Genomic DNA, 25,197 nt, shown 5'->3' with positions numbered 1-25,197 from the left:
ATAATGCAAACCGAATGCATCAAGAGCTTGCTCTTATTGCTGAGGTGCAGCTTATCTTATGCAAAGGTAGTAAATATTTTCCGAGAATCATACATTTTGCGCTATTTTTTCCGATAAGTAACAGTTGGAAATCAGTTTATACTAAACCGCAGTTACTTATTGTCATATTATTGCCAGGGAATAGCATTAAGGTCTCGGCTGTGGCGGCGTACATGCCGGCTTTTGGAGTAAAGCGTTGAATGATAGCAGGTTGGCGGAATGCCTCATTGGACTTGTCAAGGCGAAGAATCAAAAGGTTACCTTTAGCATCATGAAAGGTAACCTTTTGGCATGTAAAGTGTTACCTTTTGCACCATGGAAGGTAACCTTTCGTTCAGAGGTTGTCATTGCCTTGACTTTCATGCCTCCTTATTGTATGTTGTTAGGCATGCTTCTGTCATGTCTCAGGGCTGTAGTTCTTGTGTCCTGTGGTGATTACCCCCCCCCTTTATGAGTCCTTTGGCGATGGCTATGCTTACGGCATGGGCGTTGTTCTTTGCCCCAAGATGGCGCAGGATAAGTTTGCGGTGGTATTCTATGGTATTTTCACTTACGAAGATTTGCTCTGCTATCTCGCGGCTTGACATTCCTTTGGCAATGAGTTGCAGAACCTCCAAGGCACGTTCCGACAGTTCGACTTTTGATGCGGCAATGGTGAGGAAGCGCGGACTGAAGTATGGCATCCCTGCAGCCACAGACTCCACGGCAGTCACAAGTTCTGTTGTCTCTTCCCCTTTGAGGACTATGGCTGCCGCTTTGCTTTCCAGGAGTTCGCGGGCAAGCCATGGTTCTTCGTGCATGGTGTAGACGATTATGCGCATCGCCGGGCGTATATTCTGTAGTTTGTGGAGCACCTCTGTCCCTTTGGCGTCAGGGAGTTCAAGGTCGACAATGGCAATGGTATGGTCATCTTCTGCCGCAATGTCAGCAGCCTCTTGGCAGCTTGCAGCTTCCGTGACGGTGACTCCTTCGCATTTTGCAGAAAGGAATGCCGCTAAGCTGTTGCGCACTATGGCATGGTCGTCAACCACGAGGATTCTTGTCTGTTTTTTCATAGTTCCACCTCCACTCTGTATCGTCCGTTCCCCATGTCAGCATGTGAGATTTCCCCGTTGAGGCTTTTCACGCGCACTGCCATGCTCTGCAGCCCGATGCCTTGTCCGTCGCTGCCGCCTTCAGCTCCGTCGTTCTCCACTGTGAGGTGGATTTGCCCGTCATTTTTCTCAATGGTGACATTGATGAATGACGGTTTTGCGTGGCGGACAATATTTCCCGTAAGTTCCTGTATGATACGGTAGATGTCAAAACTTACGGCCGTGTTGACCGTGTCCCATTGCTCATCATCCTTGGCAGGAGTGCAGCGGAAGTCCACTTTGCAGTCAGGCAAAGGGATGTTTTCCATGTAGTCGGACAGGATTTGTGCCACGTTCTCCATTGTGAACCGTGGTGGCATGAGTTCGTGGGAAATCTGTCGGACGTCGGTCATGATATGCCTTACAAGCTGTGCGGCATTGCTTTGCCCGGAGTCCAGTGCCAGTTGCACGCCGAGCAGGTCGTTGCAGACACCGTCATGCAGTTCGCGGGCCAGACGTGCGCGCTCACTTTCAAGTCCTTCGATGAAGCGTCGCTGCAAGGCAAGTTCGTTCTCTTTGCGTGCGATATGCCGACGGTAGAGTGCGAAGAGTATGCCGGCGGCGAGCAGGACAAGGGCGAGTATGAGTATGGTAATCAGCGATTGCTGGTTAGCCCTTTCTGCTGCAAGTTGTGCTATCATCAGTTCTTTTTCTTGTGTTTTGTATTTTACGGTGAATTCTGTCATTTGGCGGCTCATGCCGCTGTTCTTCAGTGAATCGGTGAGGGCATACGCTTTGTTCATGAGTCTGAGGGCGGCGCTTGTGTCCCCAAGCTTTCCGAGGCAGTCAGCCTGCGAGACGAGGATGCGCTCCCGTGGTATGCCACCGTTCTGTTTTGTGAGAGTGTCGAGTCGGTTCAATAATGCCAGTTCCTTGCGGTAGTCGCCTTGCGAGTGGAGCAAGGCAGCCTGTATTTCGAGGATTCCGATGGCTCCGTTGCTTGTCGGGTCGGCGGCTTGCAGTGCAGGCTGTATCTGCTGCATGAACGTTTGTGCTTCAGCGGTCTTGCCAAGTTCCACCAATGAGCGCAGCATTGGTGAGGCGGTCTTCAGCGTAAGAGGGACATAGCCGAGGGCGAGTATGTTCTTGAATTCCGAGGAGATTGCTTCGGCAGACTCCTTGTAGCGCTTCATGCGCAGCATGGCTGCGGACTTTGTAGCGAGGGCGGAAAAGAGTTCTATGGAGTCTTTTGCTTCCCGTGCCCATTTTGTTGCGAGGGCGGCGTATTCTGTTCCTTCCTTGTAGCGGTCCTGTTCGACAAACATCACGGCGATGTTGTTGTACAAGTTGGCGACATAATCCTTCGCATCGACCTTTCGTGCAATGTCAATGCCTTTGCGGTAAGCCATCAATGCGGAGTCAGGTATGTTTGTCCGTCGGTAGATTATCCCCGTTGTGGAATATTGGTTTATGAGGATTTCGTTGTCGTTGAGCTTTTCGCCAAGGCTGAGAGCCTGCTTTGCTAATGGCAGAGCCTCTTCCATTCTCCCGATGGTCATGAGGTTGTTTGCCTTTTCCGCATAGATGTATGCCATGAGTGTATCGTTCCCATTGGAGTATGCCATGGCACTGTCAAGTATGGAAACGGCTTGTGCGTGTTGCGATTGGCCAGAAAGGGTCTGTGCGCTGTCAAGGAATGCTGCGGCGCGGTCCGAGGTGTCCGTCCCGTTTCTTTCGGAACATGCTGAGATGCAAAGAATAAGGAACCATGCAATGATGTAGGGATGTCTGTTTTTCATGTGGTATGCTGCTTTAAAGTGTGTATGCTTATTTTTGGCAATAAATGAGTGGTGGCAGTGGGGTGGGGATGCTGCCGCCGTGTAATCTTTTCTACAAAGTTACATTATTTTTTATAATAAGAAAGGTATTTTGTATGTTTTTTGGGGCTTTGGTGTTATTTTGACTACGGAACTCCGTAGTTTTCAATGCGTAGAGGAGGGAAAATGACGGTTTTATGATGTTTTTATGTTAAATTTGCAATGAAAATTTATAATTCCATAAAAACCGTATACCCACACCCTAAACCTTGTGCCCCCCCTAACCTATACCTATAATCGTGTAACCTATAAGATACTATTTGTTTATGAGAGACATCGGAAAAGAACTCCTGTATGACTGCGTGCGTATCATACAGTGGATTATTGTAAAATTGTTCGGCTTGATAGGCAGCGCCTTTCGCTTTTTCATTAACAGGCAGCAAGAACGGAAAGACAATGACAATGAAGAACACTCATAAGAGTATTGCCGGAATTGCCAAAATATTATTCGTCATCCTGCTGCTTGCCGGCTGTTTGTTGCCTGTACATGCAGGAGAAAAATGGGTGGTGACGGACAACGAATTGACAGTGTGGGACTCACCGGACTATCTGAAGAAACTCGGAATGGTGACGCGTGGCTATGAAATTGATGCCATTGCTATCGAAGGAGACATGATACGGTTCGAGTATGAGGGCATGACAGCCTATGTCGCAACCTATTGCTGCCGGCGTGTTCTGGAAGAGAGTGTCGGACAGGAGCAGCCTGTTGTGGAAGAGGGAACCGCCAAACAGACTCGTCAGGCACTTTCTGCCGAGAAAGCCGTCGCTGCCACTTCTGCCAAGGTAGAACAGGTGGCTGACGCTGAAACAAGGGGAAGCACGGCAGTGGAAAAAGCACTCAATACAAAGGGGACTGCCCTGATAGGCATTCCGCTTTTGGTGTTGGGAATCGTCTTCTTTTTGTTTGGGCTTGCAGGTGTGGTTTTCACGGTTTGTTATGCCTTTTGTCCGAAGAAGTTGGCGGCGTGGTTCAATGAACGTTGTGGTGAGGATGTCATTCCGGCGAAGCGTTTCAACAAGTTGCTGCTGCCGCCTGTCTATGCCGGCATTGGCGCGATAGCAGCAAACATGCTGGTATTCGGTGTTGGCGGCTTGCTTGCCGGCCAGTTGCAGGAAACGGTCATGGCATGGCAGGAAAGCACACAGATGATTGTCTGCGGTGTGGCTGTCTGCATCGGAGTAGTTGTGACACAGGCAGTCCCTTTCATGATTCTGCGCCATTGGTATTTGAAATATCGTGAGGAGCATGGCAAGAAGGCGGCACGGTGGATGACCATCTACTCTATAATGTGTCTGGTGGCGATATACCTGATATGCCTTGTCATCATATATGCTGTAATGGCAATGCTGGCTTTGTTGCTCATCCTGCTGATACTGTGTGTGTGCTTCCCGGCACGCTATTATGTTGTCCGCCGATGGTGAGCGATGATTGCAGGAAACGGGTTCCGGTAACATGCAACCCGGATATGAAATGATTTTCAGAAGTTACTTATGGGAGAGGTTATATAGGTGCCGGAGTGCCGGCAAAAAGCACTCACACTGTTCTTTATGGCAGTGTGGGTGTACTGCCCCCCCCCATATATCAGGAATGGCTGTAAGTAACTACAAGGGAATGAGTTTCTGTAAAAAGACATTACATTAATTTTGTTGACAAACTTATAAATTGATTTATAAATCGACTTTTATCAATAATGCTTATGAGAAATAACAGTTTTATTGCAATAATGTTCTTTTTAGGCATAGTCACAGGACTTTCTGCTCAGGATGACAGATTGAGTTTTGACTTATGTGGTGATGTGCGTCTTTGTGTACCTTCTGTGGCAGACAATGGATTTGCACTCCCTTCCCTTCGTGCGGAGTTCTCTGAAAGGGGGACGCTGGTGAAGTTGGGTGGGATGGACATGACGGTGGATAATGGATCTTATGCTGTGAAGCGTGACACGAAGAACCGTATTGTGCGCCTTGATTTTTCTGCCGGTGACGCTGACCGTGTGAATGTCTTCTCCTATGACCATAAGGGAAAGGTCATTGAGGTGAAGGATTATTTCATGAACATTGATACAGACGAGGAAGTTCTTGATTCAAGGATGGTTCGCGAGTATAATAGTGATGGATTCCCTGTGAAGGAAACGTACTACAATGAGGATGGTTCTGTACGTGCTGCCTATGTCTATACATACGTTGGCAAAGACAAATCCGGCAACTGGCTGAAAAGAACAGTAAAAGAGACGTCTCAAGGTCTTGATGATGTAGAGGAGACACGTGAGGTTTCATTGAACGTGCCTGCTGCTTCGGAGGAACCGACTGCCGCTGTCGGTGAGCGAAAGGCTGTTGATGCGTCTTTTGATGATTCTATTTCTTCTGCCTTGGACGCTAAGAAGAGGGTGGGGAGAAGCCCTAAGGATTGGTTTTGGGAGTTGCTGTGGGGAGTGTTGTTCGCTGCACTTGTCGTCCATGCCATTTATGTGAATTATGTCAAGAAGCCGGAGTTCGTAAGGCTTCCTGAGGGTTCTGAGGCTGACACTCCTGAGGAGGAGAAGCTTGCAGAAAGACTTCATGGTGTCGTCAACGCTAATGTCACATCGTTGCAGCCACTTGGCGTTGATGACAGTGTGCCTGTCACTCGCGACCAGCTGAAGAATATCAAGGCTGCCATGCGTGAGGTGCAAAGTGCAGAGCCGCATGGTTGTCGCGTAGTAGACACGTACAATGCTGCTGTGGATATGGTGGAAGCCTCGGAGAAGCGTGTGTTTTCAGGCAGCAAGATGTATCTTGTTTTGGGAGTAGTTGTGGTGGGCGTTATTGCTGTCATGCGCATTTTTGAAGGCCATATCATTCAGGGTGCAGCATATTTCCTGTTCTCTTTCTTTGCCTATTGGCTCGGGTGCAAGCGCCAGTTGTACCGTGTGATAGGCTCAGAACTGAAGAGACCTGCAGGACCTAAGTCGAGTGCGGCAGCCATTCTTGCAGTATTCGGCTTTATGGCATCGTCAAGGACTTACATCACTAAATACTATATGAACGGCATAGAGCGTCCGGAACAGGAAGGCAGGGATGATTCCGAGCATATAGCTTTCGGGTTTATGGGGTTCATGGCACTTGTCTTTTTAGGGCTGTTGATGCCATTTGTAGGTTTGTTCAACTATCTGCGGTTTTATGTAATCAGCCGTTAAGGCATGGGATTATTCATTTAAATATAATGTGAGTGGGCTATAATTGAATTATAAACAAAAATAACACCAAATGAAGAAGAACTATTTTGTATTTTTAATCATGTCATTGTTCATTTCGTTAGTGGCAATGACAGCATGTTCCTCGGATGATGACCCAAAGAAGATTGAACTTGCCGATGGGACACCAGCAAAACTCAACCTTACAGCTAACCAGACCAACGGAGTGGTGAACTTCACCGCTTCCGCATCATGGAGCGCATGGACAGCGAAGACCACTAATGGCGGTCCTGAGGAAGTTGATTGGCTGACTATAGGCGAGTCACGTGGCAGTGCAGGCACGGCTTCCATCACAATCACTCTTGAGCCTAACAAAACAGGGAAGTCACGTACGGCATATATCGTCATTATCTGTGAAGATGAGAAAATCGTTATTGAGATAACCCAAACCGTGGAGGATGATTTAGCATCAGGGCACATTAAAATCATCTGTACGGCAAATTATGGCGAAGGAATACCTACGGAAACAACTGTGACAACTGTCGAATATGGCAGAGACAACAGACCAATACAGATGAAGTCCGCTTGGCGTGAAAATTATACCAGCATTTCTGGCGTTGGCTATCGTGATATTGTGCAAACTTATGATTTTGTTTGGGGTGAGAATAGTGTGACTATCAACGGCTCTGATGTGGAGACTGATCATTCTGGCAATGTCGTTCAAGGAGAGAAGAGCCACCATGTAGCAAAGATAGAAGGAAAGCGTGTGGTTAGCGGAAGCTATAGTTGGGATAACGAAAGACCTTCACTGTGGACAGCTTCATACGATAGCAATGGTCATCTTCTTACTACAAAGAATCAGGATGGAAAGACTGTTTGGGACTCATATAGCTTAACATGGGATAATTACTTGTTGAAGAAGATAGAAACCTCTTATGGAGGAGTCGTAAATCTGGCTTATTCTGACGAGTCGTTGAGAAACCATCATAGAACTTTTGACCTCAACTGGGTTCTTCCACAGGATATGGAACATTATGATTTCGCAGCAGGCGATGTGACACGCCACTTTGCTGTATTCGGCTTTATGGGGGAACCATCACCGCTTCTTGCGACAGAAATTTCCGAAAGTGACAGTGGTGGCACTCGTTCATGCCGCATGATATACAAGGAAAACTCTATGGAAAGGACTGTCGTCAGAGTGGAATATTATAATAATGGCAGACAAAGTTATTCCTACGAGTATGAAATAAATTATGTAAATGTTTTGTAAACTATTAATAGAACTGAGAAAAATAAAAAGAGAATCACTCATAATATGCAGCTAAAGCATTGTGAGTGATTCTCTTTTTATGTGTTTAAGCTGAAATAACTATCCTATTCAACCCGCTTCAGCAACCGCTCCACATAGGCAGGGAGGGCGAAAGAGCCTCGGTGGAGGTTGGTTGTGTAGTAGTTGGTGATTATGCCACGTTCGTTCCACCGCTTTGCGTCAAGGTCATCCGTGGGGTGATACTTCTTGGACGCGAAGCCGAAGAGCCAGTAGCCGGAAGGATAGGAAGGGATGTGCGCCTGATAGACACGGCTGATAGGGAAGGAGTTGACGATGCGCTTGTGTGCGTTCTGTGTCTCCACACGGTCCTCATCGTAGAACGGCGACTGGTGCTGGTTGACCATGATGCCGTCGTCCTTCAATGCCTTGTAGCATGAGCCGTAGAACTCTCGTGAGAGAAGGCTTTCGCCCGGTCCGTAGTAGCCTGCCGAGTCAATGATTATCACATCATATTCGCCGACGATATGGCGGATGTAGCGGAGAGCGTTCTGCTGGTGGATAGTGACCTTAGGGTCGTCAAGTCCGCCGGCAGAGAACGGCAGGTATTTCTTTGCCGCCTCCACAACGCCGGTGTTCACCTCCACCATGTCAATGCGCTCCACCTCAGGATATTTCAGCAGCTCGCGCACCACACCGCCGTCTCCTGCGCCGAAGACAAGTATGCGTTGTGGATTGGGATGCACAGCCATAGGGATGTGGGTCATCATCTCATGGTAGATGAACTCGTCTTTTTCGGTCATTACAATGTATCCGTCGGCGGTAAGAATCTTGCCGTATTCGGGCGATTCGAATATGTCAATCCTGTTGTTGTCGTTCTCTTCTGAGAATATGTGCTTGTCCAGTCGGATGCTCAGCTGCACATCCTCTGTATGTCGTTCAGTGAACCAGAAATCCATAGTTATTGTTCTTTTCTTTGTCAAATTGACAAATTGACAAAATGTTGGGTTAATATGTGGTGGCTTCCTTTATGACATTAAGCCTCTCGATGTTTTCGTCTTCTGCTCCTGTCATGGAGCACCCCTTCTCCTTTGCATAGAGGATGTAGTCGATAATCTCCTGCGTTATGCGCTCTCCGGGAGCGAGGATTGGTATCCCGGGAGGGTAGGACATGACGAACTCCGTGCATATCCTGCCGTTGCATTCGCGTATGGGCAACATCTCTTCCTTCGGTGCATAGAACGCCTCCTGAGGAGTCATGACGACGGACGGGTTGATGTACTCATGGTCGAACATGCCCGTGCGGTCCTTGTGGTAGCGGCGGCGGATGTCGTAGAGTGCTGAGACAAGGCGTTCCATTTCACGCATTCGGTCGCCGATTGAGATATAGGCGAGGGTGTTGCCGATATCGCCGAGTTCCATCTGTATGTCGTATTCGTCGCGCAGAAGGTCATAGACCTCGATGCCGGCAAGACCGATGTCAAGGGTAAAGATTGACAGTTTGGTCTTGTCGAAGTCATAGACAGAGTCCCTGTTGATTATCTCCGAACCGTAGGCATAGTATCCTCCGATCTTGTTTATCTCCTGTCTGCCGTACTCAGCCATTTCGACCACCTTGGCGAAAGCCTCCTTGCCGCGCAGGGCAAGGTTGCGCCGCGAGATGTCAAGCGAAGCGAGGAGGAGGTAGGATGCTGATGTTGTCTGTGTCAGGTTGATGACCTGCCGCACATAGCCAGGCGATACATTCTCGCCTGTAAGCAGTACAGAGCTTTGTGTCAGTGAACCACCGCTCTTGTGCATGGACACACATGACATGTCTGCTCCTGCCGCCATGGCGGAGATTGGCATGTTTTCTCCGAAATAGAAGTGTGTGCCGTGGGCTTCGTCGACCAGCACCATCATGTTGTTGGCGTGGGCGAGTTCCACGATTTTCTTAAGGTTGGAGCAGATGCCGTAGTATGTCGGGTTGTTGACAAGGATTGCCACGGCGTCAGGATTCTCCTCAATGGCTTTCTCTATCTGTGAGATTTTCATGCCGAGGGCAATGCCGAGACGCTTGTCGGTGTCAGGGTTGACATAGATAGGTGTCGCACCGTTGACGACCAGAGCGTTGATGACAGAGCGGTGGACATTGCGCGGAAGGATTATTTTTTCACCTTTCTTGGACGCCGTGAGCACCATGGTCTGCACCGCACTTGTCGTTCCTCCCACCATGAGGAAAGCGTGCTTTGCTCCGAAAGCCTTGGCGCAAAGCGATTCCGCTTCCTTGATTACGGAGATTGGGTGGCAGAGATTGTCAAGCGGTTTCATGGAGTTGACGTCCAGCTCGATACACTGCTTGCCAAGGAGTTTCACAAGTTCGGGATTTCCCCTGCCACGCTTGTGTCCGGGAACATCAAAGGGCACGACATGCTTGCGTGAGAATTCCTTCAGAGCCTCGTAAATGGGAGCATTGTTCTGCTCCAGCAGGTTCGGTTGAATCTGTTGTTCTTTTGTCATTTAGAATTGCTTGAAGAAGTCATTGCCCTTGTCGTCCACGAGGATGAAAGCAGGGAAATCCTCTACGCGGATTTTCCAGATAGCCTCCATGCCAAGCTCTGGATACTCGACACATTCGATAGACTTGATGTTGCTTGAAGAGAGTAAAGCAGCCGGTCCGCCGATACTTCCGAGGTAGAATCCGCCATGCTTCTTGCATGCGTCGGTGACAACTTGTGTGCGGTTGCCCTTGGCAATCATCACGAGTGAGCCGCCATTCTCCTGGAACTCGTCGGTGTATGGGTCCATGCGGTTGGCTGTTGTAGGTCCCATGGAGCCGCAAGGCATGCCTTCCGGAGTCTTTGCCGGGCCTGCATAGAGCACAGGATGGTCCTTGAAATACTGTGGCATTCCCTCGCCGGCGTCAAGACGTGCCTTGATTTTCGCATGGGCGATGTCGCGTGCCACTATGATTGTGCCGTTGAGGCTGACACGTGTGGATACAGGGTACTTGGAGAGTTCCTTGCAAACCTCTGCTATCGGCTGGTCGAGATCGATAGAGACAGCGTCGCCTTCGCCTGCCTGACGGAGAGCCTCAGGTATGAGCTCGTATGGTTTGTCGTCCATCTTCTCAATCCAAACGCCATCCTTGTTGATTTTAGCCTTGATGTTTCTGTCAGCGGAGCATGACACACCGAGACCGATAGGGCAGGATGCACCGTGGCGTGGAAGACGGATTACGCGCACGTCGTGAGCGAACGCTGTGCCACCGAACTGTGCTCCGAAGCCGATTTTCTTAGCTTCCTCGAGGAGCTGCTTCTCGAGTTCGATGTCGCGGAAGGCGCGTCCTGTCTCGTCGCCTGTCGTAGGCAGTGCGTCATAGTACTTTGTTGATGCGAGTTTCACGGTGAGGAGGTTCTTCTCGGCACTTGTTCCGCCGATGACGAAAGCAATGTGGTAAGGAGGACAGGCGGCAGTCCCGAGGCTCTTCATCTTCTCCACGAGGAACGGAATCAGTGTGCCAGGGTTCTGGATGCGTGCCTTTGTCTCCTGATAGAGATAGGTCTTGTTGGCAGAGCCGCCACCTTTCACGACGCAGAGGAACTTGTATTCCATGCCGTGAGTGGCTTCGATGTCAATCTGTGCAGGGAGGTTGCAGCGAGTGTTCACCTCGTTGTACATGTCGAGTGGTGCGTTCTGTGAGTAGCGGAGGTTGTCCTCGGTGTAGGTGTTGTAGACACCTTTTGCCAGAGGCTCCTCATCCTCGAAGCCTGTCCACACCTGCTGTCCCTTCTCGCCGTGGATGATAGCTGTGCCTGTGTCCTGGCAGAAAGGCAGCTGACCCTTGCAAGCCACCTCGGCGTTGCGGAGCATGGTCAGTGCGACATACTTGTCATTGTCGGACGCTTCGGGAGAGTTGAGGATTTCAGCTACTTTCTCGTTGTGCTCACGGCGCAGCATGAAGTTCACGTCGTGGAACGCCTGGGTTGTGAGAAGCTCAAGAGCTTCCTTTGAAACTTTGAGGATTGGTGTGCCCTCAAACTCACTAACGCTTACGCCTTCCTTGGAGATAAGGCGGTACTCTGTCTTGTCTTCGCCAAGCTGGAACATTGGCGCGTACTTGAATTCCGGATTAGCCATTTTTCTTTTATGTTTTTATTGTTTGTTGTTTATGTGTTGATTTGTAAATAGTTGATTTGCTTTGAGTTGCATGTTTGCGATTTTATGCTGTACGAAAGGTTACCTTTTGTTTGGCAAAAGGTGACACTTTGCACGGTGAAAGGTTGCTTTTTGCATTGTAAAAGGTTACCTTTCACAAAGTGATGTACGGCACGCTGTTTTCTGCAGGATAATTGTTCGGTTTTTCAGTCGTGTGCGAACGATTGTTTTTCAGTAACCGAAGATTTCCTCAAGTGTCACACGCTTCACTGGAGCTACCTGCTCGATGGCCTTGATGTCGAGTTCTTTCTCGTCGCCGAGGATGACATAATGCAGAGGTTTTCCCTTGATGTTGTTCTGCTCGAAGTCAACAAGGGTTTGCAGAGTCATGTCAGGCACTGCGTTGTAGATGTCCTTGTTGATGTCGTAGTCGATACCCATGCGCTGCGCGTTGAGATACTTGTAGATGATGTTCATCTTTGTTGTGCGCTCGGAAGCGATGTTCTTGAGTATGCTCTGCTTGGCGATGTTGAAGTTCGCCTCTGTCTGCGGCATGTTGTCGGTGATGTCCTTGAACGTGTTGACACAGTCCATCATCTTGTCGTTCTGTGAGATGATGTGCTGAACCCAATACTGCGGGTCTTCCTTGCGTGAAGGGGTGGAGTAGAATGCGGCAGCATTGTATGCCAGTCCTCGTGTTTCACGGAGTTCCTGGAAGACGATTGCGTTCATGCCACCTCCGAAATATTCGTTGAAGAGTCGTGTCGTAGGGATTGCTGTAACGTCGAGTGGTTTCTTCTCATTGCTGAGCATACGGAGGTGGATGTTGTTCGCCTTGTACGGTGCGATGATGACCTGCGGAGTCTCAGTGGTGGTCCATGCCCACTCTTTGTTTACAGGAATATCGGCGAGACGCTTTGCAACCTTATGGTTTTTCTCAACAGATTTTGTAATATCCTTCACGGAACGCGGGCCGTAGTAAAGGACAGTGTGCTTCATTTGTGAGAGACCTTTCAGCAAATCGGTGAACACTTCCGGTGCAGTAGCCTTCAGTTCGCTTTCGGAAAGCATGTTTGTGTAGTCGTTCTTTGCACCGTGCATAGCATATTCCCAAAGGAATCCGAAGCATGTGCGCTGGTTTTTCTTGCTTTCGGCACGCTCTTTCAGGGTGTTCTCAACATAGAGGTCATAGACTTTCTTGTCAGCCTTTGAGTCGTTGATGATTGATTCGAGGAGTGCGAGAGCCTCTTCCATGTTCTCGTCAAGTCCGGCAAGGCGCACCGTGACATTGGTGTTGCCGACAGAGATGTTGTAGTCGCAGGCGAGTTTGTAGAACTGCTTCTTAATCTGTTCGTTGGACATCTTTGACGTGCCGAGCAGCGGAATGTAGTCGTTTATGACAGAGTAGCGCACGTCGGCACGGTCTCCGAACTCATAACGGAAGACGAGTTGGAAGAGTCCGTTCTCCTTGTTCTGCACGTAGAGCATAGGAAGCTTGGTCTTCGTGGTGACCTTTGTCAGGTCGGTGTTGAAGTCCACGAACTGCGGATGGATAGGTTCCGTGGTGCGTGCGGTGATTTCGGTGAGGAACTTTGACGCCTTGTCACGGTTTGCCGGTATCGGAGTGATTGCCGGTTTCTCGATTTTCTTGATGTTCTTGTCCTCGCCTTTCAGTTTGTATCCGCATACATAGCCGTCGGTGAGGTGCTTGTTTGCGAATGCAATGATGTCAGCTTTTGTGATTTTTGACATGCGTTCGATTTGGCGGACCTGGTCTTCCCAAGGCTGTTCGTCAATGAAAGCGTCCACCATTGTTCTCACACGCGAGCTGTTGTTTTCCATCTTCTGCAGATACTGGCGTTTCCTATTGTTGATGATGGATATAATAAGGTCTTCGTCAAAGTCACCGGCTTTGAGTTTCTTCACTTCGCCGAGGAGGATGTTGCGTATCTCGTCAAGCGACTGACCCTCCTTTGGTGTGCCGCCCATGATGAGGATGCTGTAGTCCTTCAGTGAGAAAGAGCCTGCTTCGGCACTCTGCATCAGCATCTTCTGGTTGATGTTCAGGTCAACAAGTCCGCAGCGTCCGTTCATCAGGATGTCAGAGATGATTTCGAGAGTGTCACACTGGTGGGACGCGGCGCCGTCGAATCGCCATGCCATCATTATCTGTTCCTTCTCCTGACCGACAACGGTAGTGTCCTTAGGCTGTGTGAACAGAGGCTGTTTCGCAAACTGTCGCGGTGTGGTGTCCTTGCCCGGCTTCCATGAACCGAACTGCTCTTCAAGAATATCCATGACCTTGTCGCAGTCGAAGTCTCCCGCCATACAGATTGCTATGTTGTTAGGTTTGTAGTAACGGTCATAGTATTTCTGTATCTCCACAAGTGAAGGGTTCTTCAGATGGTCCTGTGTGCCGATGGTAGTCTGTGTGCCGTAGGAGTGGGAAGGGAACAGTTGTGCGAACACAGCGTCAAAGAGTTTTGAGTCGTCGTTGGTCAGCGACATGTTCTTCTCCTCATAGACAGCCTCCAATTCGGTATGGAAGCCACGCATTACGAGGTTCCGGAATCTGTCGGACTGTACCTCTGCCCAGCGCTGTATCTCGTTGGCAGGGATGTCCTCCGTGTAGCATGTTACATCGAATGATGTGTAGGCGTTTGAGCCGTCGCCACCGATGGCAGCCATGAGTTTGTCGTATTCGTTAGGAATATTGTACTGTGCTGCAATCTGTGATACGGAGTCAATCTCGTGGTACTTTGCCTTTCGCTCCGCAGGGTCGGTGAGTTTACGGTATTCTTCGTAAAGGGATGTTATCTTGTCGATATAAGGTTTCTCTGCATTATAGTCTGTTGTGCCGAACTTTTTTGAGCCTTTGAACATGAGATGCTCGAGGTAATGGGCGAGACCTGTACAGTCGGCAGGGTCGTTTCTGTGGCCGGTGTTCACGGCGATATGTGCTGTCACGCGTGGTTTCTCCTTGTTTATAGAAAGGTAAACCTTCAGACCGTTAGGCATGGTGTACAGCCTTGTCTGCATCGGATCGCCCGGAACAGTGACATACTTGTGCTCTTTTGCCGCCGCAGCCATGACGGTTGCGAGGAGCGCAAGTGAGAGGAATGTTTTTTTCATTATATGTTTTGTTTGAGTGTTGTTGCTTGTTATTTGAATAGGTCGGAATGTGTTCCCGTATCAATGAGTATTAGGGTCAGTGTCTTATCAACTTTTTCCCAAATCAGAAGCCAGTCGGATTGGATGTGGCATTCCAAAAACCATTCCATTCGCCAGACAATTTATGCGGCTTATACTGCTTTGGCACAGTACCTGTTTCCATGAGGTAGTTGGCTACGACACGGAAATCCTCAGGGTTAAGCCCTCTTTTTATGCATTTCTTGAATGCCTTTTTAAAATGGCGCGAAGTCTCAATCTGATATTTCATGCCATTAGATGATTCATTAATTCGTCAACAGATTCCGCACGGAAATTGTTGCCGGCATGGGCATCCTCAACAGCTTTTTGCATTTGTGAGTGCTTGTCTGATTTGATAATCCTTATTCCTTCAAAAGTGCTTAAAGTTTCCTTCAGTCTTGAAAGTATACTGGGATTAGTAATTTCTATTGTAATGGTAGTCATATCGTTGTTGTTTTGTAATGTACAAAAATGTCTATCCTGCTTGCGTATGCTATTTTATCTTCCCTATAAAGTCTTTGAGAGTGCTGTCCTCGACATCGCCAAGAGCATGTTCGCGTTCTGCATCGCAGCGGATAGAGTCAAGCCATTCCCGGCGTGCGCCGGCAAATTCCTGCAGGAGACATTCGCGGTCATCCTCCGTAAGAGAGTCAAGTCCCTTGTAATCAAGTATGGCGCGGTAGGCGGCAGCCCATTTGTGTTCCGCATAATCATTATGTATATGCTCCAATGCGGCAGCCACATCGCTGATGTCCGCTAACTCTCCGCTACGGATGTCGTCAAGGATGTTGTCCACTTCCGCCTTAGGTGCAAGCATGCCGAGCAGGTCTGTCCATTCTCCTGCACCGACAGTGGAGTGGGGAAGAGCCGCCTCGTGCTCCTCAAGAGCTGCAAGCAGCGCCATTCTCAGGGCAAGGTCGTAGTAGCGGATGCCTTTCAGCAGCGACCGGTTCTTGATTACAGTCCCGTTGTATTGGTATGCCGCAACATTCTCGCCTTGCTCCCTTTGCAGCATTTCCAGAGTCTCTTTGCCGTCGATGCACTGGCGGATGACAAGCGGGTTGAGCCAATCATACTGCACAAGCGATTTCCTTCCGTTCTTCGGACGGCGGTCACGCTTCTGCCATTTCTCTATGTCACGGTACGTTCCCACTGTAGTAAGGTTGCGTCCCGGGACAAGATATGTTCCACTTTCATGCGCTATGAGGTAAGAGAGAGGCAGCTTCCGTGTGTCCGGATGCGACTGAATCTTGCCCATGAGCATGGAGAATGTGCCGACTTGTGCAGGCCAAAGCGTGTGCGAACCGCTGGCTGTCTTTGAGCCACGCATCAGTGTTCCCCAATGGATAGGTCCCATTTTGTAGGCATGATTGGAGAAATTCGTGCCCGAACCGGCATTGTAGAAGGAATATTCCCCTCCGATAAGCAATGTCGATTTGTGATGAGAGACAGAGAAAGGACCGCAGAGAGCAGCACATGACTCACCATTGTCCATGTGGGAATTGGCAAAGAACACAGAGTTTTCCGATGTGAATCCTCGTCCCACGTGGCACGCCTCGCCGACAAAAGAGTCATAGAGCTTTGCGAAATCGGTCACTGAAGAGCCTGCCTGTATGATACAGTTGTCACAGATAACGCCGTCGGAGACGAGTATGCTCGCCTCGGATGTGCTTTTCAGTGTGCACTCCGAGAGCCTTGCAGCACCGGTAATCTCACATTTGTCGCCTATGATTACGTTGGTCAGTTCGCGTGTGTCAGTGATGGAAACACCGTCTCCGATGGTCGTGCATGGCTGCCGTGTGATGTCAATCTCCTGCATAACCATGCCTTTCAACCGCTCCCAAACTGCCGTGTCACAGGCATTACGCACCATAAGTGCCGCCATTTGCGCCGTCAGGTCAGAGTAAAGGACAAGGTTTCCGTCACCTGCTTCGTTAAGGACGCTGATAGTCACGCCCTCGCCGAAGGTCGCTTCTGGTGTGGAGCGTATGATTCCGACATTGATAATCCTGCAGTCCGCACCGATACGGATATGCCCTTCAAAATACGTGTTGTAGATATGCAGAGGAGTGAAGTCCTCCGCCACCTCGATGTTGCTCCAGTCATGGCAACGGCAGCCTTGTGTTTCAAGCTGTTCTTTCTCTATTTCTGTCAGTTCGCGGTACATAGGGCGATATGTTTTGTGGTTTGTTTTTGTCTTTTTATTCCTCGGAATAGTCACCGTAAAGGAAGTCGTTGTAAGGATATTTCTGCACGTGCATCTCACGGACTTTCTTGTAGATAGTCTCGCGGAATTCGTCGATGTTCTCCTTCTCCTTTGCCGAAATGAAGAGGCAGTTGTCATTTAGTTTCGCCATCCACGTCTTCTTCAGGTCGTCCAAAGGTATCTCGTTCTTCTTCACAGGTGTGAGGTCGTCCTCCTCATGCTCTGTCCATGAGTAGGCATCAATCTTGTTGAAGACAATCATCGACGGCTTTTCGGCACATCCGAGGTCGGCGAGAGTCTTCTCGACGACAGTGATTTGCTCCTCAAAGTCAGGGTGTGAGATGTCCACAACGTGCAGCAGAAGGTCTGCCTCGCGCGTCTCGTCAAGTGTGGACTTGAACGAATCCACAAGGTCGGTAGGGAGCTTTCGGATGAAGCCCACTGTGTCTGCGAGGAGGAAAGGCAGATTGTCGATGACCACTTTCCTCACGGTTGTGTCAAGAGTGGCAAAGAGTTTGTTCTCCGCAAACACCTCACTCTTGGCGAGCATGTTCATGATAGTGGACTTTCCGACGTTGGTATAACCCACGAGAGCCACACGGATAAGCCGTCCGCGGTTCTTCCTCTGCGTGGTTTTCTGCTTGTCAATCTCTGCGAGACGCTCTTTCAGGAGCGACATGCGGTTGAGGATTATGCGGCGGTCCATCTCCAACTGTGTCTCGCCCGGTCCGCGCAGACCCACCGAACCGCCTTTTCCGCCCGAGCCGCCGGAACCACCGCTCTGTCGTTCGAGGTGAGTCCACAGGCGTTGCAGACGCGGAAGCATGTAGCGATACTGTGCCAATTCGACCTGAGTCTTGGCGTTTGCCGTCTGTGCGCGCATGGCAAAGATGTCGAGAATGAGTGATGTGCGGTCGAGAATCTTCACCTTCAGCTCCGCCTCGATGTTGCGCATCTGCTTTGCGGAGAGCTCATCGTCGAAGATAACCATGCCCACCGGCTGCGGTCCTTCGCCCTCTTCCGGTGCATGGAACTCCTCCTGCCACTCGTCGTAAGCGTCCTCGCACTGCTTTATGTATTCGGCAATCTCCTCGAGTTTGCCCTTTCCCACGTATGTCACGGACGACGGTCCCTGGACGCGCTGTGTGAATCGCCTCACCACACGCGCACCGGCAGTGTCGGCAAGGAACTCCAGTTCGTCAAGGTATTCTGTCGTTTTTACCTCGTCCTGGCGTGGAGTGATGATGCCGACAAGCACAGCTGTCTCCGACCTCGTCTCTGATATTACAAATTCTTTCATTAAAAAACAATATACATTATAGTATGCAAAGTTACAGAATTTATTTTATAATATGACCACACGCACGCGTTATTTTATGGAATTATAACAAAAATAATTCTTTTGGAATATTGCTTGACAGAAAAGCACAATTCTTTTATGTACAAAACTGCTTTGCTGTAAAGCTCGTGAGAGAAGCGTGAGTTTTCTAATCCACTGTTTATCATAATGGGAAAATTAACGTTCTTTTTGACGAAAAATAGTGGTTGACAACGTGAAGTGATACCATTCGCAATGTCAATGGTATCACTTTATGATGCGATTGGTAACCTTTTGCACCATAAATCAATACGAAAAGTCCTGCAATTCAGTGCCTTTTAGGGTGCAAAAGGTATCGGATTGCAGGACTTTTTATGGTTGTTGATGTTATGGTTTGTGGCTATTTGTTTGATATATAATGAAATAGCGAAAATGTAAAAATATGCGTTATTTTGCAGTTTGCCATTTCTCGTTTGTTTTTGCGCGATTCTCGGAGGGCAAAAACAGCGTGAGTTTTCTTATTTTTGCCCTTTCTTCATGCAGCATTTTCCTGTGCATTCCTGACTGTCTCCTGTGCGTTCCCGACTGTCTCTGTAACGGTATGGCATTTTCACCACTATGACGCGGAGGTTCTGGTCAGGCTTTGAGGTTTTTACTTTGGCAATGTGCCAGTCCTCGGGGAACATGATGAAGAAGCGTTCCGGTGTGGATTCGACGGTCTTTGCCTTGGCAGGGTTGTAGTCGTAGCGCACGACATCATATTGATACTTAGTGTTTTGCGTGGATGTGTTGTGGTCAAGGAAGCGGAAGCCCTCCGTGCCTTTCACGACAAACATGAAGTCGCAGTTGTACCGGTGGCTCTCCGTCTTCCGCTTTTTGAGGTCCTCGTTCTGGCTGTCCTCCACGCTGACGATGAGGTCAGTGCCGGGTATGAGGTGTTTTCCGGCAGGGATGGCGAGCAAATCCGTCTTTTCGAGCCATGCGAAGAGAGCCTTCCACGTCTCCGGTTCGCGGTGGTACTGTATGTAAAAGTCCGTGAGATTCACGCTGTTGTCCGGCTCTGCCTTTGTGAATCCGTTCTTCCACTCACCCGATGCCACCCACATTTGCGCCTTTCTGACGAGTGCTGAATCGGTGAATTGTGCCGTGTAGATTTCCTGTGCATTGGCTGTTGTTATAGCAGCGAGGGCGAGCAGTGATAAGATTGTCTTTTTCATTGTCCTTAGTATTATAGTCTTTATTATGTTTTTCTTTCACTTCCGTTTTGCTTTTCCGACTGCAAAATTACTTATTTTTTCCGTTTGTGCAAACAAAAACGGCGGGAAATAATTACGGATTCATAATTTAGTGGAAAGATAGAAGAGGTGAAATGAAGTAACTTTTGAAAATTAGTTCATATTGTATTTTTTACTATCCCCTACTCGTTGGCGGAATTAAATTTCATGATTCTGACATATACTCCCAAATGGTAATTTGCTGGTTTTTATGCCATTAGGCATAACCTTTGTGTAGTGCAGGGTTTCAACCCTGGGGCAAAACCAGACATCCAACTAAAGAACTCCAGCGGAGTTCCCTCCGTAATACCTTAATAAAGGAAACATAGACCTCTCCACTGGAGAGGATGAAAATATAATAATCCTCTCTCCCAGGGTTAAAACCCTGCGCTACACAGAGTAAACTCCGCTGGAGTTTTCTAAAATTCAATTCCGCCAACAGGTTATCCCCTGTTTTTTTGCCAATGAATGTGCAGGTTAGTATAAATTAATTTCTAACAGTCACTTAGAGACAAAGATTGTTATGAATAACGAGGCAGTTTAGGGTGGCAGCCTCCCGTTGCTTAGGCAGTTGTTCCTATAGTAAGGCGGGCTGTGGAGCACGGCAGAATAGCGGGTACTGTCTGTACTGCTGCCTCGTTTATGGCAAGATGTGTTTTCCTCAATACAGTGAAGCATACGGGAAACGGCCTGAGCAGGCTTCAGCTGTGGAGAGGTGACTGCTATACCAATGCAGTGGGAATAGTTTGAACAACTTCAATACGTTTTTGTGAGTCTCATTGATAAAATTCGCCGGTTTATATATTTTTAACACTTAAATTTGTGCTTGGTCAAGAAAAACGTATAATTTTGCAAATACTTCCCTAAGTACCTTACATTCTTGACGGATGTGCCGATGCGTCAGTCGTAAACCACCTCAGAAAAGAAGGTCACACCCGCGCCGAGCCAGATGGAGGAGCATCGTTCTTTATCGCTGGCATTGTCTGGTGGGAGGGGATTGCTATTTATGGGAAAGCGTTTACATGCGCTTTGTTCTTGACGTCTTGAAACTTCGCAAACTTCCAGATATAGTCACGAACATGGCAACGGTAGATGCTCATGGGATGTTTTTATAAGCATCCCTATCCCCGTGTATTATATGCACTTATTGCATCTTGTGATAAGAGTATATAAATATTGGGGTATAGGGATAATTGTATAAACTATCGGCGTGGGTTCTGCGTTGCTCGTTCAACTATATCGGGCAATGCGAAGGCCTCAAGACGTGGAACGGGCGACAAGTCAGATTTCCACGCTTTTTTGTATATAGCCGTAATCAATATTCTTATTTGAAATGCCGAAGCAGGGAGATCGCAGAGGCTTGAAAAGCGTAGTAAATAGAGTGAATGTGGGTGAGTTTCCCAATGAAAAACATGCTGCGGACAATATAATTGCTCATATAGAAATGTTGCAAGGAATTATTTGCCGAATGTCTGATAACAGTGCCAATTGTAAGACATGGACAGTAACCGTTATATCGGCGCTGATTGCAATCAATGTGAATAACGGACTGTATCCATGCTATGATAAATTATGGATATGTTATATCCCGGCTCTTCTGTTCTTCTTTTTGGATTGCTACTATCTTGGTGTTGAGCGGCGTATAAGGCGTGCGCAGACAAAGTTTGTGCGTCAAGGAAAGAATGCTCACCGTGAGTGTTTCTTGCTAAAGTATGAACACGGGCTGTTACGTGATATAAAAGAAACCTTTAAGGCTATATTCTCTTTTTCCACATTGCCTTTTTATGGTGTTATACTTATTATGATTTATTGTTTGATAAATTATTGATATGGGTAGTGTGAAGAGGAAATATATGGCGGAGATGATACGGCTCCGCAAACAGTTGAAGAAGCCTGTTGCCAATGTTCTTCAGTTGATGGATATAGGATTCTCAGACGAAGAGTTCTGTAATAAATTTGCTTATTGCTATGAATATTTGTGGACAGACATCATAAAGACATATATGTCGTATCGTGATATGGATAAACGGCGTAGAAAAATCGGTTTGAAGTTAAAATATAAATTTCCCAATCCTAAACCCTATTTGTGTTTCGTGGCTTTTCATGGAATGAAAAGAGTACGTAAGCAACATCAGGCCAGACAAGTAATGCCGGATATGGAGCGTGCGCAACTTGAAGCCTTATATAGAAGTAAAAGTGATAAGAAAATGGCTGGGAGGAAAGCGAAAAGAGAATATAACATGAGATATGTTCAGACTGTCACACCATATTATACAAACTATCTTGAGAAAGAATATTTCAGAATAAAGCATAACAAACCGAGTGATGTCACACAAAGATATATCATGCTTCTGGAAGCTGCACGGTATAAATGTGAGAAGACCAAGGCTCTGCTGTATAAGGTTAATGCTTCGGAACGAAATTATAATCTGAGATTTTTCGCTTTCCAAACTCTGCAGAGGTGGGGTGAGGAAGTTAAACTCGGAAAAAATCGGAAAGGAAAGAAACATCTGGGGGATACAGAACATTTCAGTAAGATAGATACTCCAGCGGAATTGTTGAATTTGATATATAATTTACAGATGGAACAAAACAAAGTGTATGATGTTTTCGTGTCGCACAGTTACAAAGACAATGAGCGTATACTCGACATGAAAATGATGTTGAACACAGACGGCCTGAATGTCTATATAGACTGGGTGTGTGACCGTAATGCTTTGCATCGTAGTATGACCAACAAAGATACAGCAAAAGTTCTGGCAGAAAGGCTAAACAATTCTTCTGTGCTTCTTTATGTCTACACGAACGGAAGTGCGCATTCGCAATGGTCACCATGGGAATTGGGACTTTTTCATGCTTCAGGTAAGCCAATATTCGTTCTTGTCGATACGGAAAACAAGGAAGATATGCCGGCATATCTCGATTTATATCCTCGGGCGGTGATTCAGGATGGAGTCGTTGTGCAAGGAACAGATAAAAAGCCATTATCAAGTTTTATAAAAAGAATTTCAAATATAAATAAAAACAAGTAGCAACAATGAAAAAAAGAATTTTAAAATCGCTGTTTGCAATGATATGTATGTTGTGCAGCATTAGTGTGTCAGCCTATGACTTTAGAGTGGATAGGATTTATTACAACATCACTTCGGCAACGGAGTTGACTTGTGAAGTAACATCAGGCTCGTCAGAATATTCAGGTGCTGTAGTTATTCCACAAGAGGCTGTGTACAATGGAAACATATATAAAGTTACGAGCATAGGGTCGTATGCTTTTGCATATTGTTCCGGTCTTGAGAGTGTAGTCATACCTAATTCCGTTACGAGCATAGGGTCGTATGCTTTTGCATATTGTTCCGGTCTTGAGAGTGTAGTCATACCTAATTCCGTTACGAGCATAGGGTCGTATGCTTTTGCATATTGTTCCGGTCTTGAGAGTGTAGTCATACCTAATTCCGTTACGAGCATAGGGTCGTATGCTTTTGCATATTGTTCCGGTCTTGAGAGTGTAGTCATACCTAATTCCGTTACGAGCATAGGGTCGTATGCTTTTGCATATTGTTCCGGTCTTGAGAGTGTAGTCATACCTAATTCCGTTACGAGCATAGGGTCGTATGCTTTTGCATATTGTTCCGGTCTTAGTTCTGTAGTTATAGGCTCTGGTGTTATTTCTGCTAACAATATATTTGGTGGCAACAATCCAGCCAAGGTCATTTGGCTGCCAAATACTCCACCAAGTGGATATGGGGTAGGAGGAAAGGTAAATTATGTAGCGAATAGCAGTTATAATTTTAATTGGAGCACAACTTACATATACGATCATTTGAGTTCAATGTTTGAGTCTGATGGTGTTATTTATGTTCCTGTAAATCCGGCAGAGCGCACATGCGATATTATAGACTGTAGTTATTCGGAGAAGGCAAATGCTATAGATGTAGAAAAGACTGTTAATTACAAGGGCATAGCCATGAATGTTGTGAATATACGCCCGTATGCTTTTTATGACAATGATTATATTAAGAGCCTTAAGATAAACTTTTTTGGAGAAATTCCGAATTATGCTTTCTATGATTGCGATTTTATTCCTGAGGTACATATTGGGTCTGAAATAACCAATATTGGCAACGATGCGTTCTATAGTTGTTCCGGTTTAACTTCTGCAACGATATCGAATCAAGGTGATATTGGCAACGATGCGTTCTACGATTGCTCTTCCTTGGCATACATTGATTTGCGGAACACAGGAAGTATTGGTACTTCTGCTTTCTCAGGATGTACAAGTGCAGCATCGTTGCGCATAGCACCCACGGTAACGGCGATTGGAGATTATGCTTTTTCTGGTTGTAAGAAGATTGGTGATGTGACGATAGAAGACAGGGAGACGGAGCTTACGCTTGGAAGTAACGGCAGCAGTCCTTTGTTCTCAGACTGTCCTCTTGATGAGGTGTATATCGGCGGAAAGATAAAATACGATACAAACAGCAATTACGGCTATTCACCGTTTTACCGCAACACCTCGTTGCGCACAGTGACAATAACAGACACGGAGACCACTGTCTATGACAATGAGTTCTACGGCTGCACTAATCTGAAGAATGTGAAGATAGGCAATGGCGTCACCTCTTTCGGTATGTATGCCTTCTCCGGATGTTCGGCAATAGAAGCATTTGAGTTCGGCTCCCATGTTGAGACCATAGGCGCGGAGGCATTCTCAGACTGCACATCAATGACCAAGCTTGTCAGCCATAATCCTGTGCCCCCAGTTTGTGGCAATGAGGCTCTTGACGATATAAACAAGTGGGAGTGCACCCTTTACGTTCCTGCTACAGCCGCAGAGGCTTATAAAGGTGCAGACCAGTGGAAGAATTTCTTCTTTGTCGATGATGTGGCAAACTATGTCCCTACAGCCATAGACAAAACTGTTGCCACAGGCAATGAAAAGACAGAGACAGCACGCTATGACATGAGCGGACGCAGAGTGACCAAATCTTATAAGGGGCTCGTTATCATACGCTATGCTGACGGTACTACGGCGAAAATGATGAAGTAGCTTTACCAGAGGGAATATATATAATAAATGGTAAGAAGGTTGTCGTTAGGTGACATTCTTACAGAATTGAGTGTCGGTCTCTACTGGGCATTCTCTTACAGATTCGTAGGGAGGTAGCTGGAAAGACGCCTATATTAAGATGTAACTCTGAAAACCATATCGTTATGAAAATCAAACATGACAAGGTTGAGGTGGAACTCACTTTCCCTGAATGGGTGGTATTGCTTGCCTCAATATTACACATTCTTCTTTAACCCGAAAGGGTGGATAGCTCGGCTGAGGCCGGGCTATCTTTTTATTTTCATGAACCAGAAATGTGGATGCACGGGACGACAGTCTGGTAGGAGACTCTGAATGTTAGACTTGAAAGAAACATGATTTCATGACAATTTTATAGTCCGTTTTTGGATTGGTCGCAGGAGAGTTGTTTCATGAGTTGTGGACATGGATAAAGTCAAGATTAAAGAAAAATGAATGGTTGGATTTTAAGAGCATAGAGTCTCTGCACGGAAAAATGAGTATGGATTATCCTAAAAAAATGTTCCCTAAACGCGGTTTTATTTGGATATTAAAAATAAAATAGGTACTTTTGCAGAAACA

The 25,197-nt window shown here is 47.3% G+C and carries 17 protein-coding genes and 2 pseudogenes; 7 read left to right on the top strand and 12 right to left on the bottom strand.

The window, feature by feature from the left end:
• Window positions 1–443: 443 nt before the first annotated feature.
• The gene (locus E5358_RS01225; RefSeq protein WP_135938554.1) at window positions 444–1,094 is read right to left on the bottom strand and encodes a response regulator; all 651 of its coding nucleotides are present in this window, start codon (window positions 1,092–1,094) and stop codon (window positions 444–446) included.
• Window positions 1,091–2,911: a tetratricopeptide repeat-containing sensor histidine kinase gene (locus E5358_RS01220; protein ID WP_135938553.1), complete on the bottom strand. Its 1,821-nt coding sequence runs from the start codon at window positions 2,909–2,911 to the stop codon at window positions 1,091–1,093. Before E5358_RS01220 ends, E5358_RS01225 begins: the two co-directional genes overlap by 4 nt.
• Before the next feature lie 480 nt (window positions 2,912–3,391).
• On the opposite strand from E5358_RS01220, the gene E5358_RS01215 reads away from it, so the two are divergent.
• From E5358_RS01215 to E5358_RS01205, 3 genes are all read left to right on the top strand, one after another.
• Window positions 3,392–4,411: a hypothetical protein gene (locus E5358_RS01215; protein ID WP_135938552.1), complete on the top strand. Its 1,020-nt coding sequence runs from the start codon at window positions 3,392–3,394 to the stop codon at window positions 4,409–4,411.
• Between the two features lie 275 nt (window positions 4,412–4,686).
• Complete coding sequence (locus E5358_RS01210) at window positions 4,687–6,162, top strand: hypothetical protein (RefSeq protein WP_135938551.1); 1,476 nt, start codon at window positions 4,687–4,689, stop codon at window positions 6,160–6,162.
• A gap of 70 nt (window positions 6,163–6,232) precedes the next feature.
• Complete coding sequence (locus tag E5358_RS01205; RefSeq protein ID WP_135938550.1) at window positions 6,233–7,429, top strand: BACON domain-containing protein; 1,197 nt, start codon at window positions 6,233–6,235, stop codon at window positions 7,427–7,429.
• A 104-nt stretch (window positions 7,430–7,533) separates the two neighbouring features.
• Here E5358_RS01205 and speE read toward each other — a convergent pair whose 3' ends face one another.
• The 10 genes and pseudogenes from speE to E5358_RS01160 all read right to left on the bottom strand — a co-directional run bounded on the left by speE (window position 7,534) and on the right by E5358_RS01160 (window position 19,493).
• Complete coding sequence (gene speE / locus E5358_RS01200) at window positions 7,534–8,385, bottom strand: polyamine aminopropyltransferase (RefSeq protein WP_135938549.1); 852 nt, start codon at window positions 8,383–8,385, stop codon at window positions 7,534–7,536.
• 49 nt (window positions 8,386–8,434) lie between these two features.
• Window positions 8,435–9,925, bottom strand: coding sequence for an aminotransferase class I/II-fold pyridoxal phosphate-dependent enzyme (locus E5358_RS01195; protein ID WP_135938548.1), 1,491 nt, complete (start codon window positions 9,923–9,925; stop codon window positions 8,435–8,437).
• Window positions 9,926–11,545: a fumarate hydratase gene (locus E5358_RS01190; RefSeq protein WP_135938547.1), complete on the bottom strand. Its 1,620-nt coding sequence runs from the start codon at window positions 11,543–11,545 to the stop codon at window positions 9,926–9,928.
• 249 nt (window positions 11,546–11,794) lie between these two features.
• Window positions 11,795–14,695 (bottom strand): M16 family metallopeptidase, encoded by a 2,901-nt coding sequence (locus E5358_RS01185; RefSeq protein WP_135938546.1) that lies wholly within the window; start codon window positions 14,693–14,695, stop codon window positions 11,795–11,797.
• Between the two features lie 29 nt (window positions 14,696–14,724).
• Window positions 14,725–14,799, bottom strand: coding sequence for a type II toxin-antitoxin system RelE/ParE family toxin (locus tag E5358_RS15475; protein ID WP_338400485.1), 75 nt, complete (start codon window positions 14,797–14,799; stop codon window positions 14,725–14,727).
• A pseudogene (locus tag E5358_RS01180) lies at window positions 14,788–15,002 on the bottom strand (type II toxin-antitoxin system YafQ family toxin); the annotation flags it as partial. The gene E5358_RS15475 and the pseudogene E5358_RS01180, both read right to left, overlap by 12 nt.
• A complete protein-coding gene (locus tag E5358_RS01175) occupies window positions 14,999–15,196 on the bottom strand; it encodes a hypothetical protein (RefSeq protein WP_135938545.1) in 198 nt (65 codons plus the stop codon). The gene E5358_RS01175 and the pseudogene E5358_RS01180, both read right to left, overlap by 4 nt.
• A gap of 49 nt (window positions 15,197–15,245) precedes the next feature.
• Window positions 15,246–16,919: a DUF4954 family protein gene (locus E5358_RS01170; RefSeq protein WP_135938544.1), complete on the bottom strand. Its 1,674-nt coding sequence runs from the start codon at window positions 16,917–16,919 to the stop codon at window positions 15,246–15,248.
• A gap of 34 nt (window positions 16,920–16,953) precedes the next feature.
• Window positions 16,954–18,258, bottom strand: a complete 1,305-nt coding sequence (hflX, locus tag E5358_RS01165; protein WP_135938543.1) for a GTPase HflX — start codon at window positions 18,256–18,258, stop codon at window positions 16,954–16,956.
• A gap of 536 nt (window positions 18,259–18,794) precedes the next feature.
• Window positions 18,795–19,493, bottom strand: coding sequence for a NanQ anomerase/TabA/YiaL family protein (locus E5358_RS01160; RefSeq protein WP_135938542.1), 699 nt, complete (start codon window positions 19,491–19,493; stop codon window positions 18,795–18,797).
• A gap of 1,390 nt (window positions 19,494–20,883) precedes the next feature.
• Between E5358_RS01160 and E5358_RS01155 the strand changes: the two genes are divergently transcribed.
• The 4 genes and pseudogenes from E5358_RS01155 (at window position 20,884) to E5358_RS15215 (ending at window position 24,597) form a co-directional block, all read left to right on the top strand.
• The gene (locus E5358_RS01155) at window positions 20,884–21,378 is read left to right on the top strand and encodes a hypothetical protein (protein ID WP_168354555.1); all 495 of its coding nucleotides are present in this window, start codon (window positions 20,884–20,886) and stop codon (window positions 21,376–21,378) included.
• A gap of 25 nt (window positions 21,379–21,403) precedes the next feature.
• A complete protein-coding gene (locus E5358_RS01150) occupies window positions 21,404–22,582 on the top strand; it encodes a TIR domain-containing protein (protein WP_168354554.1) in 1,179 nt (392 codons plus the stop codon).
• A gap of 5 nt (window positions 22,583–22,587) precedes the next feature.
• Window positions 22,588–23,127, top strand: a pseudogene (locus E5358_RS15220) (leucine-rich repeat domain-containing protein); the annotation flags it as partial.
• A gap of 252 nt (window positions 23,128–23,379) precedes the next feature.
• A complete protein-coding gene (locus E5358_RS15215) occupies window positions 23,380–24,597 on the top strand; it encodes a leucine-rich repeat domain-containing protein (RefSeq protein WP_277821129.1) in 1,218 nt (405 codons plus the stop codon).
• The last annotated feature ends 600 nt before the right edge of the window (window positions 24,598–25,197 follow it).

Source organism: Palleniella muris, assembly GCF_004792655.1.
GTDB classification, from domain to species: Bacteria; Bacteroidota; Bacteroidia; order Bacteroidales; family Bacteroidaceae; genus Prevotella; species Prevotella muris_A.
Note: the sequence above shows the minus strand (reverse complement) of the source record. Positions and strands in the feature narration are given on the sequence as shown.

Excerpts from the sequence above, each read along its gene's own strand:
- E5358_RS01195 (WP_135938548.1), bottom strand. The coding sequence starts at position 9,925 with ATGACAAAAGAACAACAGATTCAACCGAACCTGCTGGAGCAGAACAAT.
- E5358_RS01215 (WP_135938552.1), top strand. The coding sequence starts at position 3,392 with ATGAAGAACACTCATAAGAGTATTGCCGGAATTGCCAAAATATTATTC.
- E5358_RS01160 (WP_135938542.1), bottom strand. The coding sequence starts at position 19,493 with ATGAAAAAGACAATCTTATCACTGCTCGCCCTCGCTGCTATAACAACA.
- speE (WP_135938549.1), bottom strand. The coding sequence starts at position 8,385 with ATGGATTTCTGGTTCACTGAACGACATACAGAGGATGTGCAGCTGAGC.
- E5358_RS01225 (WP_135938554.1), bottom strand. The coding sequence starts at position 1,094 with ATGAAAAAACAGACAAGAATCCTCGTGGTTGACGACCATGCCATAGTG.
- E5358_RS01155 (WP_168354555.1), top strand. The coding sequence starts at position 20,884 with ATGCCGAAGCAGGGAGATCGCAGAGGCTTGAAAAGCGTAGTAAATAGA.
- E5358_RS01185 (WP_135938546.1), bottom strand. The coding sequence starts at position 14,695 with ATGAAAAAAACATTCCTCTCACTTGCGCTCCTCGCAACCGTCATGGCT.
- hflX (WP_135938543.1), bottom strand. The coding sequence starts at position 18,258 with ATGAAAGAATTTGTAATATCAGAGACGAGGTCGGAGACAGCTGTGCTT.
- E5358_RS01190 (WP_135938547.1), bottom strand. The coding sequence starts at position 11,545 with ATGGCTAATCCGGAATTCAAGTACGCGCCAATGTTCCAGCTTGGCGAA.
- E5358_RS01205 (WP_135938550.1), top strand. The coding sequence starts at position 6,233 with ATGAAGAAGAACTATTTTGTATTTTTAATCATGTCATTGTTCATTTCG.
- E5358_RS01150 (WP_168354554.1), top strand. The coding sequence starts at position 21,404 with ATGGCGGAGATGATACGGCTCCGCAAACAGTTGAAGAAGCCTGTTGCC.
- E5358_RS01170 (WP_135938544.1), bottom strand. The coding sequence starts at position 16,919 with ATGTACCGCGAACTGACAGAAATAGAGAAAGAACAGCTTGAAACACAA.
- E5358_RS15215 (WP_277821129.1), top strand. The coding sequence starts at position 23,380 with ATGTTTGAGTCTGATGGTGTTATTTATGTTCCTGTAAATCCGGCAGAG.
- E5358_RS01175 (WP_135938545.1), bottom strand. The coding sequence starts at position 15,196 with ATGACTACCATTACAATAGAAATTACTAATCCCAGTATACTTTCAAGA.
- E5358_RS01210 (WP_135938551.1), top strand. The coding sequence starts at position 4,687 with ATGAGAAATAACAGTTTTATTGCAATAATGTTCTTTTTAGGCATAGTC.
- E5358_RS01220 (WP_135938553.1), bottom strand. The coding sequence starts at position 2,911 with ATGAAAAACAGACATCCCTACATCATTGCATGGTTCCTTATTCTTTGC.